Origin of the sequence: Rathayibacter sp. AY1F3 (assembly GCF_002931975.1) — a bacterium.
GTDB lineage: Bacteria > Actinomycetota > Actinomycetes > Actinomycetales > Microbacteriaceae > Rathayibacter.
On sequence record NZ_PSVF01000012.1, the window covers coordinates 85,443 to 102,407 of the forward strand.

Below are 16,965 nucleotides of genomic sequence, written 5' to 3' on the forward strand. Positions count from 1 at the left end.
TCAGCTGACGCGCGCCGGCAGCAGCGCGCGCAGGTACTTGGCGACCTGGCGCTTCTGCACGGCACGCAGCACCGGCGCGCCCAGGCGGTAGAGGCGGGTGGAGGGACGCGAGAAGACCCGGATGACGAGCCAGACGGAGTCGTCCGCGCGCTTCTCGACGACGAAGGACTCCTCGCCGCTCTCGGGGTGGCCCTCGAGGGTGCCGTAGGCGAAGCCGACCTGGTCGGGCTCGTCGACGACGTAGACCACGCGGACCGGGGCGTCGAAGACGCGGCCGAGCAGGGTCACACGGAGCACGGCGGTCACGCCGGCGGTGATGTACGGGGTGCCGTCGGGAGCGAAGTGCTCCTCCGTCGGCCGGCTGACGAGGTCGATCGGGGTGCCCGCGGCGTCGAAGTTGACCCCGGTGTACTGCACGCCGCTGCCGCTGGTGATGTCGGTCACCTCGATGCCGCTGCCGCGCTGTACGCCCCAGGTCATCAGGGAGGCGGTGGTGATGGCGAAGCGCTCGTCACCCGAGCCGAGCCGGGCCTCGAAGCGCTCGGCCGTGAAGCCGTCCGGCGGGTACTCGAGCAGGTCGGGGGCCAGAGTGCCGCCGACGGCCGCGTAGGTGACCTGCGGCTGGCCCTCGAAGTTGGAGCGGCGGATGCTCACGTCCCGACCTTCTTCCCGGACTCCTCGAGCGCGGCGCGCGTCGAGTCCGCGCGCCGGGTGGTGCTGTCCATCCGACCCAGCGTATCCGACCGTCGGCGCCCCGAGCCGGGAACGACGCAGGGCCCTCCCCCGCCGGAGCGGGAGGAGGGCCCTCGTCGTGGTGCGGGTCGGGTCAGCTGCAGGGAGTCAGCTTCTGGACGGCCGGCGACAGGGTGCCGGTGCCGCCGAGGAGGACGACGCGCGTCGCTCCGCCGGCCTTGATGTCCTGCAGCACCTTGACCGGAACGCAGGTCGGGGGCACGGCGAAGAGGGGGCTCCCCGTGCGCCCGGCGGCCGCGGCTCCGGCCAGGGCGTCGGGGAAGTTCTCGCCGGTGGCCAGGAACACGGTCTTCGACCCGCGGGGGAAGGCCGCCCGGTTGAGCTGCTCCGAGGTGTCGTAGCGGTCGACTCCGCCGATGCGGGTCACGGCCGGTCCGGCCGGCACCGTGAGGGAGTTCTGGATGCCCGCGCTGACCGACAGCTCGGAGCCCGCGATGGTGAGCACCGGAGGCCGGAGCCCCCGCAGGATCCCGACCGTCGTCGGGTCGGCCGCCGGGAGGCCGCCGTTCACGAGGACGACGGGGGCGGAGTTCTTCCCAGCGGCGGCGGTGGCGCTGAGCGCATCGGGGAACTTCTCGCCGGTCGCGAGCCAGGCCCCCTTCGGCGAGCCGCCTCCGAAGGCGCTCTCGATGATCTTCCGCGACGTGTCGTAGCGGTCGGTGCCTCCGAGGCGGAAGACCCTCCCGTTCGCGTACTGGCCGAGGTCCGTGGCGAGGGCGTCGCTGACGCTGAGGTCGGAGCCGACGACGACGATCCGCTGGGGCGCGAGACGGGTGAGCTCGTCGCGGACGACCTGGCTCACCGAGTCGCGGTCGACCAGGAGGAGCGGGCCGCCCTGCTTCGCGGCGGCGGGTCCGGCGCTGAGCGCGTCGGGGAAGTTCGCGCCGGTGGCGATGTAGACGACGGGCACGCCGGGGGTGGTGAAGGTCGCCTTCGAGATCTCGACGGCGGTGCCCTGGCGGTCGGTGCCCGCGAGGCGGACGACCTCCGGGCCGGTGCCCGAGGTCGGCGTCGGGGTGGGGGTGGTCGTCGACGGGACGACGCGCAGCGGCGCGCGCACGACGACGCCGGTGCCGGCCGGCTGCTCGCCGCCCCGGCTGAGGCCCTTCACCTCGACGGACGGGGCGCCGAGCGGCGACGTGTCGCTGAAGTTCAGGTAGCGGTCGAAGAACTCCTGGGTCGGCCGGATCGCGACGCCCCGTCCGCCCTCCACGACCGTGGGAGCGGCCTTCAGGCGGCCGCCGTCCTCCGTGCCGACCGTGGCGCTGAGGCCCGCGAGGTCGAAGAAGCCGGGGACGCCGGAGTCGAGGACGATGACGTCGCCCGCGCCGGCCTCGGTGACGGTGCCGCCGCCGGCCCAGAATTCGCCGCCGACGGCGCGGTCGGAGGAGGTGGACGTCGACAGGTCGAGGTCGGCATCCGCGGTTCCGCTCGCAGCCGTCACCGCGAGGGTGGCGGAGAGGGCGAGGACGAAGCCGGTCCGGTCGACGCCGGCCGGAGCGTACGCGTCGTCCGCCTCGTCCTCGGCGCCGTTCAGGAGGAGCGAGAGCGAGGTGCCGCCGAAGGAGCCGGCGGCGCGCCCGATCGGGATCTCGATCGAGTTGGTGGCGATGTCGACGACGGATTCGCCGCTCGCGAGGTCCGTCGCGGTGCTGCCCAGCTGCCACTCCACGACCCGGTAGCCGGGGTACGACCACTCGGTGAAGGTGTCGGGAGCGGTGGAGTCGGGCAGCTCGACGGTCAGCGTGGTCGCGTCTGCGGCCACCGGCAGCGGCACGTCGGTGCCGAACCGGGCGCTGTCCGACCAGAAGTAGGGCGCGGGCGCGACCGGGATCACCTTGTTCGCTGCGGAGGCCGGTCCCGCCGCCACCAGCGATCCCGCTGCGACGGCCGCGATGCTCGCGAGCGCCGCCCCCGTCCTGATCCAGCGCTTCCTCGTGCTCGTAGGCACCACGGACTACCACCCTTCGTCATGGTGGAGGACCGGTCGTCGACGCTGCAGCCCCCCGTGCGGATCGGTCTCGATCCACGGCCGCGTCCTGGCGTCCGAAAGCTATCGGTCCGCTGTGAGGCGCCGCAATCCCCGCGGACACGATGTCCCGGACGGGGGGTGTGTCACCCGTCCGGGACGGAGGAGGGCGCCGGCGAGGGGGGTCGCGCTACTTCTTGTCCTTGGTCTCGACGTCGCCGGAGAGCGCGGCGATGAACGCCTCCTGGGGGACCTCGACGCGGCCCACCATCTTCATGCGCTTCTTGCCCTCCTTCTGCTTCTCGAGGAGCTTGCGCTTGCGGGTGATGTCGCCGCCGTAGCACTTGGCCAGGACGTCCTTGCGCATCGCGCTGATCGACTCGCGGGCGATGATCCGGGCGCCGATGGCGGCCTGGATCGGCACCTCGAACTGCTGCCGCGGTATCAGCTTGCGCAGGCGCCCCGTCATCAGCACGCCGTAGGCGTAGGCCTTCTCGCGGTGCACGATCGCGCTGAACGCGTCGACCTGCTCGCCCTGCAGCAGGATGTCGACCTTCACCAGGTCGGCCTCCTGCGAGCCGGCGGGCTCGTAGTCGAGCGAGGCGTAGCCGGCGGTCTTGGACTTGAGGTTGTCGAAGAAGTCGAAGACGATCTCGCCGAGGGGCATGTGGTAGCGGATCTCGACCCGGTCCTCGCCCAGGTACTCCATGCCGATCAGGGTCCCGCGGCGGCTCTGGCAGAGCTCCATGATCGTGCCGACGTAGTCCTTCGGCGCGAGGATCGCGGCCTTGACGATCGGCTCCGTGACAGCGGCGATCTTCCCGACGGGGAACTCGCTCGGGTTCGTGACGGTGACGGTCTTCTTGTCCTCCGTCGAGACCTCGTAGATGACCGAGGGCGCCGTGGTGATGAGGTCGAGACCGAACTCGCGCTGCAGGCGCTCGGTGATGATCTCGAGGTGCAGGAGACCGAGGAAGCCGCAGCGGAAGCCGAAGCCGAGCGCCACCGACGTCTCGGGCTCGTAGACGAGCGCCGCGTCCGAGAGCTTGAGCTTGTCGAGGGCCTCGCGCAGGTCCGGGTAGTCGCTGCCGTCGATCGGGTACAGGCCTGAGAAGACCATCGGGAGCGGCTCGGTGTAGCCGGGCAGCGCCTGCGTCGCGGGCTTCGACGCCGTGGTGACGGTGTCGCCGACCTTCGACTGGCGCACGTCCTTCACACCGGTGATCAGGTAGCCCACCTCGCCGACCGCGAGGCCCTGCGTCGCGACGGGCTCGGGGCTCGACACGCCGATCTCGAGGATCTCGTGCGTGGCGCGGGTCGACATCATCTGGATCTTCTCGCGCGGCGAGAGCTTGCCGTCGATCATCCGGACGTAGGTGACGACCCCGCGGTAGGCGTCGTACACGGAGTCGAAGATCATGGCGCGCGCAGGGGCGGAGGGGTCGCCGACGGGCGGCGGGATGAGCTCGGTGACGCGGTCGAGCAGCGCCTCGACGCCCATGCCGGTCTTGCCGGAGACGCGGAGGACGTCGTCCGGGTCGCCGCCGATGAGGCTCGCGAGCTCCTTCGCGTACTTCTCGGGGTCCGCGGCCGGCAGGTCGATCTTGTTCAGGACAGGGATGATCGTGAGGTCGTTCTCGAGCGCGAGGTAGAGGTTCGCGAGCGTCTGGGCCTCGATGCCCTGCGCCGCGTCGACCAGGAGGATCGCGCCCTCGCAGGCCGCCAGCGAGCGGCTGACCTCGTAGGAGAAGTCGACGTGCCCCGGAGTGTCGATCATGTTCAGGGCGAACGTGCGCCCGTCGCGCTCCCACGGCATCCGCACGGCCTGCGACTTGATCGTGATGCCGCGCTCGCGCTCGATGTCCATGCGGTCGAGGTACTGCGCGCGCATCGCCCGGTCCTCGACGACACCCGTGATGCCGAGCATCCGGTCGGCGAGGGTGGACTTGCCGTGGTCGATGTGGGCGATGATGCAGAAGTTGCGGATGGACGCCGGATCGGTCGCGGCGGGCTCGAGCCCGGAGTGTGCACGTGGAGACATCGTGGGACCAGTGTCCCATGCCCGGCGGCGGAGGCCGGGACCGGCGGCTACAGATCGAGTCCGTAGGTGCGGGTGGGCTCGACGCCGGGCGGGTTCTCCCGCTCGCCGAGGCGGACGAAGCCCATGCTCTCGTAGAGGGCGTGCGCGGTGGTCATCAGCGTGCCGCTGTTCATCACAACCCGCTGGAGGCCCCGCTCGGCGGCGAGCATCACGACGAACTCGGTGAGCAGCCGCCCGAGACCCCGCCCGCGTGCCTCCGGGGCGACGGCGAGCAGCCGCCAGTCCAGCTCGCCGGGGCGGCCGAGCTCGTACAGGTTCGCGCCCGGGCGCGCAGTGGTGACCGTCGCGAGGATCCGCCCGTCGCCCTCGACGGCGACCCAGACCTCGCCCTCGACGTCGTGCCGGGCGACCGCGGCGACGTCGGCGGCGTACTCCTCCCCCAGCTCGTAGTCGTGGGCGTAGGCGGCGAGCCGCAGGCGCGAGACCTCGTCGTACTCCTCCGCCCGGACGCGCCGGACCAGCACCTCGGCGGCGCTCATCCGCGCACCGGGGCCGGGAGAGCGCGCAGCCCGTGCTCCAGCGCCGCGGGGTCAGCGGCGAGGCAGACGCGGATCCAGCCCTCGCCGGTGCGGCCGAAGGCGCTGCCGGGCGCGACGGCGACGAGGGTCTCGAGGAGGAAGGACTCGACCCACGAGGCGACGTCACCGCCGGTCGCGTGCGCCATGTCGATCCACAGGTAGAACGCGCCCTCGGGCTCGCGGTAGGCGATGCCCCGCTCGTCGAGCACGCCCGTCGCGAGCCGCAGGTTGGCGAGGTAGTGGTCGGAGGCGGCGGCCACCGCGTCCTGCGGCCCGGTCAGAGCGGCGAGGGCGGCGCGCTGGTCCGGAGTGGCGACGCAGCTGATCGCCGCCTCCTGCACCGTGACCATGATCGACGTGAAGCCGGGAGGCATCACGAGGTAGCCGACGCGGACGCCGGTCATGGCGTAGGTCTTCGAGAAGGAGAAGACGCTGAGGACGCGGTCGGCGTCGTCCCCGCGCTCCTGAGCGATCGCCGCGAGGCTCACGTGCGGGCGCCCGTAGGTGAAGTACTCGTAGACCTCGTCACTGAGCACCCACAGGTCGTGGCGCCGGGCGATGTCGAGCAGGCGCTCGAGGACCTCCCTCGGGAACACCACGCCGAGCGGGTTGGACGGGCTGTTGACGATCAGGACGCGGGTCCGATCCGTGATCAGGCGCTCGACCTCCTCGGGATCGGGGAGGAAGGCGTTCTCAGCGCGCAGCGTGTACGGCACGGGGACGGCGCCGATGGTCCGCGCGTTGGTCGTGAAGACGGTGTAGCCCGGGTCGGGGATGAGCACCTCGTCGCCGGGCCCGAGCAGGAGCGTCATCGCCTGGTGCAGCGCCTGCGTGGCGCCGACGGTCACCCACACCTGCTCGACGTCCGCCTCGATGCCGTTGTCGCGCGCCAGCTTCTCCACGATGGCCCGCCGGAGCTCGGGGACGCCGCCGTTGGGCCCGTAGCGGGTGTCGTCGGCCGCCCACGCCGCTCGGGCCGCCTCGATGATGTGCGGCGCGGTCGGCACGTCGGGCTCGCCCACCGCGAGGAGGGTGACTCCGTCGAGCCGCAGCGCGATCTCGAACAGGTGGCGGATGCCCGAGGGCGGCACCGCGGAGAGGTGATCGGCGAGACGGGGCACCGGCGTCACGTTACCGGCGGGCCCGGGCCGCGAGACGCCACGGCGGTCCGCCTCCCCCGGCGTGTCGCCCCGGCGGGCCCGACCCGGACGGCGCCGCACCCGCGGGCGCGGCGCGGTTGAAGGGTGACGACGGGTGCGCTAAAGTTCCTTGTTGGCTTGCGCTCCCCCTCCGGACACCCGGCAGGCGTGGAGTGATCAGAAGCCGGCGACCTCCAGTCGCACCGCAGGGCGTTCAGACGCCCGCGGAAGGGGCACTCCGTCGAGTAGCCGGCTGCACACACGCACATCCGAGAAGAAGGTAATCCACGTGGCAAACATCAAGTCGCAGATCAAGCGCAACCTCACCAACAAGAAGGCGAACGAGCGCAACAAGGCCGTCAAGAGCGAGCTGAAGACCGCCATCCGCTCGGTCCACACCGCCATCGCCGCCGGCGACACCGAGAAGGCCGGCACCGCCCTCGCCTTCGCCGCCAAGAAGCTCGACAAGGCCGCCAGCAAGGGCGTCATCCACAAGAACCAGGCCGCGAACCGCAAGTCGGCCATCGCGAAGCAGGTCGCCGCGCTGTAATACTGCGCGAAGCTGCAACGACGAAGGGTCCGGCCATTGGCCGGGCCCTTCGTCGTTGCAGCTTCGCGGTCGACGGCCTCCTCGTTCCTCGTCGGCCGTCGCGCGGTCGGCTCACAGGGGTGGTCGCGGTGGGAGGAGCGGGTTTCGTTCCGGGTACGACGATCCGCTCGCACGCGGATCGCCGGTGACCCTGCGAGGTCGACGGGCGACGCTTCGTCGTCCATCGGACGTGACGCGGTCGGGTCTCATGACGGTCGCGGTGGGAGGAGCGGGTTCCGTTCCGGGTACGACGATCCGCTGACACGCGGATCGCCGGTGACCCGCACCGATCTCGACGGGCTCCTCGTGCCTCGTCGCCCGTCGCGCAGTCGGCTTCCGCGCATGGTCGCGGTGGGAGGAGCGGGTTCCGTTCCGGGTACGACGATCCGCTGACACGCGGATCGCCGGTGGGCCGTACCGATCTCGACGGGCTCCTCGTGCCTCGTCGCCCGTCGCGCAGTCGGCTTCCAAGGGTGGTCGCGGTGGGAGGAGCGGGGAGCGTTCCGGGTACGACGATCCGCTGACACGCGGATCGCCGGTGACCCTGCGGGGTCGTCGTCCGACTCTTCGTCGGCCGCGGTGCGACCCTGCGAGGGGAGGTGATCCCCTCATTGCTGGTCGAGTGGCCGCGGAGCGGCGTACCGAGAACCGCCGGGGACGAGGTCGGTGCGGATCGCGGGAGCAGGGCCTTTCGGGCGGGTCAGAGGCCCCGGGCGGAGACGACGGAGACCATGCGCTCGAGGGCGTACACGGGGTCGCGGGTGGCGCCCTTCACGTTGGCGTCGGCGTCGGCGACCGTCAGGATCGCGGTGCCGAGGCCCTCGCCGGTCCAGCCCTGCAGATCGCGCCGGGCCCGGTCCACCTGCCACGGAGCGAGGCCCAGACGCGAGGCGACCTGGCCCGAGCCCTCGCGCGAGCCGGCGACCTTCGCCATGGTCCGCAGCTTGCTCGCGAACGCGGCGACGATCGGTACCGGGTCGGCTCCGGAGGCGAGGGCGTGGCGGAGCCCGAGCAGCGCCTCGCCGTGACGGCCCGCGATCGCGGAGTCGGCGACGGTGAAGGCCGTGGTCTCGACGCGGCCGCCGTAGTACTTCGCCACGGTCGCCTCGGTGATCTCGCCGGTGGCGTCGGACAGCAGCTGCTGGCACGCCGACGCGAGCTCGTCGAGGTCGTCGGAGAAGGCCGACACCAGGGCTCGGACGGCACCGGTGGTCGCCGTGCGGCCGGCGGTGCGGAACTCGGCGATCGCGAAGTCGACCTTGTCGCTCTCGCGCTTGAGCTCGGCGCAGACGATCTCGATGCCGCCGCCCGTGCCCGAGCGGATGGCGTCGAGGAGCTTCTTGCCCCGGTTGCCGCCGCCGTGGCGGAGCACCAGGGTCGCCCCGTCCGCGGGCGCCGAGAGGTAGTCGAGGGTCTCGAGGAGGAACGCGTCCGTGCACTTCTCGACGTTCGAGACGCGGATGAGGCGGGGCTCGTCGAAGAGGGACGGGCTCGCGAGCGTCAGCAGCTCCCCCGGCGCGTAGCCGCCGGCGTCGATGTCGCTGACCTCGAGGCTCGGGTCCTCGGCCCGGAGGAACTCGCGGAGGAAGCGCAGCGCGCGGTCGGCGAGGAACTGCTCCGGGCCGGTGATCAGCACGATCGGCGCCGGCCGGGTCTGGTTCCAGGCGAGCTGCGGGATCGCCGCCTTCGAGGGCGCTGCCTTCGCGCGCGCCGGGGCCCTGCCTGCCATGCCGTGTCCTTCCGTGCCGCGCCCGTCCGAGCGCCCTCCACCCTACGGCCCGCTCACGGCGCCCCGAGGCCGCCGCGCGAGCCGTCGCGCCGCTCACCCAGACCGCGATCCCGTCGCTGCGGGACGCGAGCACGACCGTACCCTCGACATCCGACCTCAGCGCCACGACCCCGCGCTCGGCCAGCAGAGCGAGGAGCGACGGATTCGGATGTCCGTAGTCGTTCTCCGCCCCGACGGAGATCAGCCCGACGCTCGCGCCGAGCGCGTCGTAGAGGGCGGGCGACTGGTCGGCGGAGCCGTGATGCGCGACCTTGACGACATCGACCCGGCCGACCGGCAGCCGGGAGACGCGTCCCTGCTCCTGCTCGCCGAGGTCGCCCAGGAGTGCGACGGAGAGCGGGCCGCCGCGGGCGTCCGGGCCGATGTCGACCCGGAGGGTCACGCTCGCCTCGTTCCCCCGCAGCGCGCTCCGCCGCTCCGGCCACTCGACCCGCCAACGCAGCGAGCCGAGCGCGCCGCTGTCGCCGCGGACCGCCTCCTGCACGGCGACCCCCGCGCCGGTGAGCGCCGCCCGGTCGCGCTCGTCGTCGCGGCCCGCGGCGGGCCCGACGAGCGCGGCGTCGGTCCGTCCGAGGACGGCCTGGAGCCCGCCGACGTGGTCGAGGTCGTAGTGAGTGAGCACCAGCAGCGGGATCCGGTCCACTCCCATCAGGCGGAGGCAGGCCTCGAGCGGCGCGGGCTCGGGCCCCGTGTCGACGAGCAGCACGCCCGCGTCTCCGCGGAGGAGGACCGCGTCGCCCTGCCCGACGTCGCACATCGCGACACGCCAGTCCTCGGGAACCGAGGCGGCGCGGAGGAGCGGCGTGGCGACGGTGGTGCCGCCGGCGGCCGCGATCGCGCACGCCAGCCCGACGGCGGCGATCCGGCGCACCCGCGCGAGCCGCGGCGACTGCGTGACCAGCACGAGACCGAGCAGGGTCAGCACGGTGAGCGCGAGCGCTCCTCCCACTCCGGGCCACCAGGCGATCCTCGGGGCGGGCCACGAGTCGACGGCGCGGGCGATCGAGGCGATCCACCAGGCGGGGACGGCGGCGAGCCGGATCGCCGCGTCGGCGGCTCCGGGCCACCAGGGAGCGAGCAGGCAGCCGATGAGCCCGAGCCCGGTCGCGGCGGGTGCCGCGGGCTCGGCGAGCAGGTTGGCGAGCACTCCGTACACCGGCACCGACGGGTCCACGAGCAGCAGCACGGGCTGGCAGGCGAGCTGCGCCGCGGTCGGCACCGCGAGCAGCAGGGCGAGAGGCCCGGGCAGCACTCGACCGAGAGCGCCCGCGATCGGCTCGGCGAGCAGCAGGAGTCCGGCGGTGGCGAGGACGGACAGCACGAAGCCGAGCCTCCCCGCGATCGAGGGGTCGGCGGCCACGAGCACGACGACGGTCGCGAGCAGGGCAGGCACGGCCGCTCCGGAGCGACGCCCGAGCCGCGCGAGGAGGACCACCGTCGCCATCACCGCGGCCCGCACCACGCTCGGCTCGGGGGTCACCAGCACGACGAAGCCGGCGAGCAGGGCGAGGGCGGCGACGGTCCGGAGGCGGCGCCCGGCGCCGAGGAGCGCCGCGATCGTCCAGCCGGCGACCACCACCACGGCGCAGTTGGCGCCCGAGACGGCGGTCAGGTGGGTGAGCGACGCGGTGCGCATCGCCTCCTCGAGCCCCGCGTCGAGCGCGGACGTGTCGCCGGTCGCGAGGCCCGGCAGGAGCCCCGCCACGTCGCCGCCGACCAGCGCCGCGCGCTCGAGGAAGCGCGAGCGCAGCACCTCCGCGACGGCCGCCGCTCCCCCGGGACCGCGCCGGTCCTGAACGGACGCCGCCCTCAGCATCGTCGCCTCGCCGACGGGTGCCTCCTGCGCCGCAGCACGCGCCTCCAGGTCGAGCTCGGCGCCCACCGGCAGCCGACCGCCGGGATCGGCGAGCAGCACGCGGACGGGGGCCGCGGTCGACGCGTCTCCCACCCGCAGCGCCGTCGCGTCGAACCACACTCCCCCGGTCGCGAGCGGTCGGGCACCCGTGTCGACGCGCACGGTGACCGGGGTGAGGGCGCGATCCTCCTGTGCCTCCCGCAGCGACGCCGGGTGGTCACCGGGCGCCGCGGCGACGACGGAGGTGAGGGCGAGGGCGGCACCCGCGCCCGCGACGAGCACCGCTCCGACCAGCCGCCCGCCGAGGCCGCGCCGGAGCAGGACGCACGCCGCCCCGAGGAGCACCCAGCCCGCGGCGCACCACGAGAGGCCCCCGTCGAGCACCGCCGCGACCGGCAGCATCCCGGCCGCCCACGCGGTGGTCCACGCGGCCACCGCTGCCGGCAGGAGCCGCAGGTCCGCCGCCCGCACGCTCCTCACGGCGCGACCTGGTCGCGGAACGCGGCGAGCGTCTTCTCGCCGATCCCGGGGACCTCGAGCAGCTGATCGACGGAGGAGAACGGGCCGTTCGCCTCCCGGTGGGCGACGATCTTCTTCGCGGTCGCCGGGCCGATCTCGGGCAGCTCCTCCAGTTGGGCGGCCGTCGCCGTGCTCAGGCTCAGCACGGATCCGGGGGCGGCGGCCCCTCCCGGAGCGGATCCGCCCGGAGCCGCTCCCGCCGCGGCCGGCGCCGCTCCCACGGCCGGCACGACGATCTGCTCGCCGTCCACGAGCCTCCGGGCCAGGTTGACCGCCGCGCGCTCCGCCGACTCCTGGAACCCTCCGGCGGCGGCGACCGCGTCCGCCACCCGCGCCTCCGGCGACAGGACGTACAGCCCCGGAGAGGCGACCTCCCCGGCCACGTGCACGTACAGCGACTCGACCACCGCAGCAGCGGGCGCGCTCGTCGACACGGCGGGCTCCAGGACCCGCTCGCGACCGCTCGACCGCGCTCCCGCGAGCAGCACAGCGACCACCGCGGCGCCGATGACGAGCACGACCGCCGCTCCCACTCCCACGCGCCAGCGCGGGCGGGCGCGGCGGGGCCGCAGCAGCGCCGTCAGCTGCTCGTCGTCCGTCCCGCTGGTCTCTGGCATCCGCCGACGGTAGGACCCGCGTCACCGCCCGGCGCGGCCGCAGACACCGATCCGGGGACAGCCCGCCGGATCGCCTCCCTGTGGAGGAGAGGGCAGCACCGGCGCAGGACGCACGACGGGGCCCCTCCTGCGAGAGGAGGAGCCCCGTCGGGACGGATCGGCGGCTAGACCGCCTTCGTCACCAGGTTCACCAGGCGCGGCGCCCGAACGATCGCCTTCACGACCTCGCGGCCGACGAGAGCCCGGGCGACGCCGGCCGTGGCCCGCGCCTTCTCCTCGAGCTCGTCGGAGGAGATCTTCGGCGAGACCTCGAGCCGGTCGCGGACCTTGCCGTCGACCTGCAGGATCGCCGTGACCTTCTCCTCGACCAGCAGCGACGGGTCGGCCTTGCGCCACAGCGCGTGCGCGACGGTGCCCTCGTAGCCCAGACGGTGCCACATGTCCTCGGCCGTGTACGGCGCGAACAGGTTGAGAGCCATCGCGACCACCTCGACCGCCTCGCGGACCGCGGGGTCCCCGGCCCCGGCGCCCGAGTCGACGACCTTGCGGGTCGCGTTGACGAGCTCCATCAGCCGCGCGACCACGACGTTGAACTTGAACGCCTCGATCAGCGACGGGGACTCCGCGAGGAAGCGGTGGGTCTGGCGGCGCAGAGCCGCGTCGCCCGACTTCCACTCGACGTCGGGCCTCGAGGTGACGTCCTTCGCCAGGCGCCAGGCGCGGGCGAGGAACTTCGCGCTGCCGCCGGGCGAGACGTCGGCCCAGTCGATGTCGTCCTCGGGCGGGCCGGCGAACGCCATCGTCAGGCGCACGGCGTCGACGCCGAACTCGTCCAGCTGGTCCGAGAGGCGGACGATGTTGCCCTTCGACTTCGACATCGCTGCGCCGTCCATCTGCACCATGCCCTGGTTGAGCAGCGCCGTGAACGGCTCCGTGAACGACACGTAGCCCAGGTCGAACAGCACCTTGGTGATGAAGCGCGCGTACAGCAGGTGCAGGATCGCGTGCGTCACGCCCCCGACGTACTGGTCGACGGGCGCCCACTTCTCGGCGAGCTTCGGATCGAAGGCCTGCGTGTCGTCCTTCGGCGAGAGGAAGCGGAGGAAGTACCACGAGGAGTCGACGAAGGTGTCCATCGTGTCCGGGTCGCGGCGCGCGGGCGAGCCGTCCACCGGGTGCGGCACGTTCACCCAGTCCTCCGCCGCTCCGAGCGGCGACGAGCCCTTCGGCTGCAGGTCGAGGCCGTCGGTGGAGGGCAGGACGACGGGCAGCTGGTCCTCGGGCACCGGCACGAGCTCGCCGTCGGCTCCGTGGATGATCGGGATGGGGGTGCCCCAGTAGCGCTGACGCGAGATCAGCCAGTCGCGCAGGCGGTAGTTCTTGGCCGAGCGGCCGCGGCCGCGCTCCTCGAGCATCCTGATGACGCGCTCGATGGCGGTGCGCTTGGAGAGCCCGTCGAGCGGCCCGGAGTTGATCAGGCGGCCGTCGCCGGTCAGCGCCTCGCCGGTCGTGGCGGGGTCGAGCGAGTACTCCTTCTCGAGCGCGGCCAGCTCCTCCGGATCCTCGGGGATGACCGGGATCGCCCCGGTGACGGACGCGTTGGTGTCGACGACCACGCGCACGGGCAGGTCGAAGGCGCGGGCGAAGTCGAGGTCGCGCTGGTCGTGCGCGGGCACGGCCATGACGGCTCCGTGGCCGTAGTCGGAGAGGACGTAGTCGGCGGCCCAGATCGGCAGCCGCTCGCCGTTCACGGGGTTCACCGCGTAGCGGCCGAGGAACACGCCGGTCTTGGGGCGGTCGGCGGTCAGGCGCTCGATCTCGCTCGACTTCTGCACCGTCTCGAGGTAGCTGCGGAACGCGTCGCGGATCGCGGGCTCGGAGCCCTCGACCAGCTCGGAGGCGAGGTCGGAGTCGGGCGCGACGACCATGAAGGTCGCCCCGTAGAGCGTGTCGGGGCGCGTGGTGAAGACGGTGACGCGCTCGTCGCGGCCCTCGATCTCGAACTCGACGTCGGCGCCGATGGAGCGGCCGATCCAGTTGCGCTGCATGGCGATGACCTTCGACGGCCAGGAGCCCTCGAGCTGGTTCAGGTCGTCGAGCAGCCGGTCGGCGTAGTCGGTGATCTTGAAGTACCACTGCGTGAGCTTCTTCTTGACCACGACCGCGCCGGAGCGCTCGGAGGTGCCGTCCGCCAGGACCTGCTCGTTCGCCAGGACCGTCTGGTCCACCGGGTCCCAGTTGACCCAGCTGTCCTTGCGGTAGGCGAGGCCCTTCTCGTACATCTTGAGGAACAGCCACTGGTTCCACTTGTAGTACTCGGGGTCGGAGGTGTGCAGCACGCGGTCCCAGTCGAAGGACGCGGCGTAGCGCTTCATCGAGCGCTTCTGCTGCTCGATGTTGTCGTAGGTCCAGGTGACCGGGTTCAGCCCGCGCTTGATCGCGGCGTTCTCGGCGGGCAGGCCGAAGCTGTCCCAGCCGATCGGGTGGAGGACGTTGAAGCCCTGCTGGCGCCAGTAGCGCGCGATCACGTCACCGAGCGCGTACGCCTCGGCGTGGCCCATGTGCAGGTCGCCCGAGGGGTACGGGAACATGTCGAGCACGTACTTGCGGGGGCGCTTGTCGTCGGGGTCGTCCGTCGCGAACGGGCGCGTCTCCTCCCAGATCGGGAGCCACTTCTCCTGGAGCGCTCGGAAGTCGTAGCGCTCCTCGTCGCTCGCGCCGGTCTGCCGGGAGGTGTCTTCTGCCACAGGTGCTTCTCACTTCTGAAGGAGGGGGAGAACGCGCACGCGTGGGCGGCTGCGTTCGACCATCAACCCTACTGGCCCCGCGCGCACGGCAGACGAACGCGGCGCCCGCTCACTCCTCGGCGGCGCCCAGCACCGTGAGGAGCGCCCGCGCCTTCAGCCGCGTCTCCTCGACCTCCTCCTCCGGCACCGAGAGCGCGGTGATGCCGCCGCCGGTCCCCAGGCGGGCGCGCTCGCCGTCGAGCACGAGGGTGCGGATGGTCATCGCGAGGTCCAGCGAGCCGTCCGAGCCCAGGCGGCCGAAGGCGCCGGAGTAGACGCCGCGGGGACCGCCCTCCCACTCCCGCAGCAGCTCCACCGCCCGGCGCTTGGGCGCTCCCGTCATCGAGCCGGCCGGGAAGAGGGCCGCGATCAGCTGGGCGATCCCGACGCCCGGCGCGCGGCGGGCCGAGACCTCGCTGACCAGCTGGTGGACGTGCGGGTAGCTCTCCACCTCGAGCAGGCGGTCGACGACGACGGAGCCGGGGGCGGCGATCCGGGCGAGGTCGTTGCGGACGAGGTCCACGATCATCACGTTCTCGGCCCGCTCCTTCACGCTCGAGACGAGCTCGTCCCGGAGCGCGCGGTCCTCGTCGGCGTCCCGGCCCCGGGGGCGCGTGCCCTTGATGGGATGCGTGGCGACGCGTCCGTCGGCCCCGCCGGTGAGGAACCGCTCGGGCGAGGCGCTGACGAGCGCGAGCGGGCCGAGGCGGATCAGCCCGCCGTGATGGCTCGGGCTGGAGCGGCGGAGGCGACGGTACGCCTCGACCGGATCGAACCGGCCTTCGACGACGATCTCGTCGGTGAGGCAGAGCTGGTAGGCGTCCCCCGCGCGGATGGCCTCCTGGCAGCGGCCGATCAGCGCCGTGTACTCGGCGGCGGAGTGACGGCGGACCGGGACGCCGGCGGGCTCGGGATCCGCGGGGTCCGCGGGTGCGGGCGCGCCGACGAGCTCGAGCAGGCGCGCGGTGAGGTCCTGCGCGTCGCCCGTGGCGACCAGGCGGACGGTCCGGGCCCCGTGGTCGAACTCGAGCACGGGGTCGCCTCGGAGCAGGGCGAGGGCGGGCGGATCCGCGGGGCCGGCCGGCGCCGTCGGCAGGGAGACGGAGGCGGCTCCCGCCTCGTAGGAGATCCAGCCGTAGCGGCCGAGCGCGCGGTCGCCCGCCGGGGCCTCGTCGTCGACCGCGGCGAGCGCCGCCGCCACGTCGCCGCCGGCCTCGACGAGGAGCACGTCCTCGCGGGCGCACGCCCCGAGGTAGGAGCGGCCGCTCGTCGCTCCGAGGCCCGAGTCGAGCCAGAACGACGCCTCGGCCGTGGCGAACAGGGCGTGGTGCGCGAGCTCCGGATCGACCCAGGGCAGCTCGACCGAGCGGACGTGCCGATCCTCCGAGACCACTGGGCTAGCGTAGGCGGTCGTGGACGGCGAGCAGGTTCGGGAGTGGGACGGGCGGGCCCTGGCGAGCGTTCCCGAGCCGCCCGGGACCTCCCTGGACGCGGCCGACTCCTGGCTGGTGGACGAGGGCCGGGTCCGCGGGCTCGACCTGCACCGCGAGCGGTTCGCCGCCTCCGTCGACTCGGCGGGCGGGCACCCGGACGTCGAGGCGTTCCTCGACGCCGCGATCGCCGCCCTGCCCCGCGAGGGCCGGTCCTTCCCGCGCGTCGAGCTCTCGGGAGGCGCCCTGCGGCTCCGGCTGCGACCCGCCCCGCCGACGACCCGCTCGGTGGTGCTGTGGACGAGCCCCGTGGATCCGCGCCGGACACCGTCCTGGAAGGGCCCGGACATCGCACGTCTCGCCCTCCTGCGCACGCGCGCGCACGCCGCGGGAGCGGACGAGGCCGTGCTGCTCGACGCCGAGGGCGCCGTCATCGACGGAGCGAGCAGCGCGATCCTGTGGTGGCTGGGCGACGCGCTGGTCGTCCCTCCGGCGACGAGCACCCGCGTGCGCAGCGTGACGGCTCGGACCGTCTCGGTGCTCGCCGGCGCGCTCGGCGTGGACGTGATCGAGGCCCCGGCCGAGCCGGAGTCGCTCGAGGGCCGTGAGGTCTGGACGGCCAACGCCCTGCACGGTCTCCGGCTGGCGACCGCCTGGGCGGACGGACCGGCGCTCGCCGCGGAGCCGGGCCGCCTGGACGCCTGGCGGAAGCGGCTGGACGCTCTCAGGCGGCCCCTCCCTGCGCTCTGACCCGCGGAGGACCTCAGCTCCCACGCGTCCCCCAGACGGAGGGCCCCCGTTCCGGTCGCACTCGTGCGTCCGCCGTGCGAGCATCGAGTACCCCCTCTTCCGGCCCCCGCCGGCCACTCGAGAAAGTCCTGCGATGACGCGTTCCCCCTC

General features: G+C 73.3%; 11 protein-coding genes and 1 pseudogene. 2 read left to right on the top strand and 10 right to left on the bottom strand.

Going from position 1 to position 16,965, the window contains the following annotated elements; genetic code table 11:
• The 5 genes from C5C39_RS09225 to C5C39_RS09245 all read right to left on the bottom strand — a co-directional run bounded on the left by C5C39_RS09225 (nt 1) and on the right by C5C39_RS09245 (nt 6,462).
• The gene (locus C5C39_RS09225; RefSeq protein ID WP_244229440.1) at nt 1–654 is read right to left on the bottom strand and encodes a DUF1990 family protein; all 654 of its coding nucleotides are present in this window, start codon (nt 652–654) and stop codon (nt 1–3) included.
• A 172-nt stretch (nt 655–826) separates the two neighbouring features.
• Nucleotides 827–2,707, bottom strand: a complete 1,881-nt coding sequence (locus C5C39_RS09230; RefSeq protein ID WP_104353188.1) for a cell wall-binding repeat-containing protein — start codon at nt 2,705–2,707, stop codon at nt 827–829.
• A gap of 205 nt (nt 2,708–2,912) precedes the next feature.
• Nucleotides 2,913–4,763 (bottom strand): translation elongation factor 4, encoded by a 1,851-nt coding sequence (gene lepA, locus C5C39_RS09235; RefSeq protein ID WP_104223127.1) that lies wholly within the window; start codon nt 4,761–4,763, stop codon nt 2,913–2,915.
• Between the two features lie 47 nt (nt 4,764–4,810).
• Entirely contained in the window at nt 4,811–5,302 is a 492-nt protein-coding gene (locus tag C5C39_RS09240) for a GNAT family N-acetyltransferase (RefSeq protein ID WP_104248214.1), read from the bottom strand.
• Nucleotides 5,299–6,462 carry a pyridoxal phosphate-dependent aminotransferase gene (locus C5C39_RS09245; protein WP_104353189.1) on the bottom strand — a complete coding sequence of 388 codons (1,164 nt, stop codon included), beginning with the start codon at nt 6,460–6,462 and terminating at the stop codon, nt 5,299–5,301. Before C5C39_RS09245 ends, C5C39_RS09240 begins: the two co-directional genes overlap by 4 nt.
• A 307-nt stretch (nt 6,463–6,769) precedes the next feature.
• Between C5C39_RS09245 and rpsT the strand changes: the two genes are divergently transcribed.
• On the top strand, nt 6,770–7,030 hold the full coding sequence (gene rpsT / locus C5C39_RS09250; RefSeq protein WP_097165711.1) for a 30S ribosomal protein S20: 261 nt from the start codon (nt 6,770–6,772) through the stop codon (nt 7,028–7,030).
• Between the two features lie 739 nt (nt 7,031–7,769).
• On the opposite strand, the gene holA is transcribed toward rpsT, so the two are convergent.
• The 5 genes and pseudogenes from holA to pabB all read right to left on the bottom strand — a co-directional run bounded on the left by holA (nt 7,770) and on the right by pabB (nt 16,028).
• Complete coding sequence (gene holA, locus C5C39_RS09255; protein ID WP_104353190.1) at nt 7,770–8,798, bottom strand: DNA polymerase III subunit delta; 1,029 nt, start codon at nt 8,796–8,798, stop codon at nt 7,770–7,772.
• Between the two features lie 568 nt (nt 8,799–9,366).
• Nucleotides 9,367–11,115 (bottom strand): annotated as a pseudogene (locus tag C5C39_RS17975) (ComEC/Rec2 family competence protein); the annotation flags it as partial.
• 74 nt (nt 11,116–11,189) lie between these two features.
• Nucleotides 11,190–11,849: a ComEA family DNA-binding protein gene (locus C5C39_RS09270; protein WP_104353191.1), complete on the bottom strand. Its 660-nt coding sequence runs from the start codon at nt 11,847–11,849 to the stop codon at nt 11,190–11,192.
• Between the two features lie 164 nt (nt 11,850–12,013).
• The gene (gene leuS, locus C5C39_RS09275) at nt 12,014–14,596 is read right to left on the bottom strand and encodes a leucine--tRNA ligase (RefSeq protein ID WP_104225642.1); all 2,583 of its coding nucleotides are present in this window, start codon (nt 14,594–14,596) and stop codon (nt 12,014–12,016) included.
• 109 nt (nt 14,597–14,705) lie between these two features.
• On the bottom strand, nt 14,706–16,028 hold the full coding sequence (pabB, locus tag C5C39_RS09280) for an aminodeoxychorismate synthase component I (RefSeq protein WP_104353192.1): 1,323 nt from the start codon (nt 16,026–16,028) through the stop codon (nt 14,706–14,708).
• 19 nt (nt 16,029–16,047) lie between these two features.
• On the opposite strand from pabB, the gene C5C39_RS09285 reads away from it, so the two are divergent.
• Complete coding sequence (locus tag C5C39_RS09285; RefSeq protein WP_258075803.1) at nt 16,048–16,815, top strand: aminotransferase class IV; 768 nt, start codon at nt 16,048–16,050, stop codon at nt 16,813–16,815.
• Nucleotides 16,816–16,965: the final 150 nt, after the last annotated feature.

Excerpts from the sequence above, each read along its gene's own strand:
- lepA (WP_104223127.1), bottom strand. The coding sequence starts at position 4,763 with ATGTCTCCACGTGCACACTCCGGGCTCGAGCCCGCCGCGACCGATCCG.
- C5C39_RS09240 (WP_104248214.1), bottom strand. The coding sequence starts at position 5,302 with ATGAGCGCCGCCGAGGTGCTGGTCCGGCGCGTCCGGGCGGAGGAGTAC.
- holA (WP_104353190.1), bottom strand. The coding sequence starts at position 8,798 with ATGGCAGGCAGGGCCCCGGCGCGCGCGAAGGCAGCGCCCTCGAAGGCG.
- C5C39_RS09270 (WP_104353191.1), bottom strand. The coding sequence starts at position 11,849 with ATGCCAGAGACCAGCGGGACGGACGACGAGCAGCTGACGGCGCTGCTG.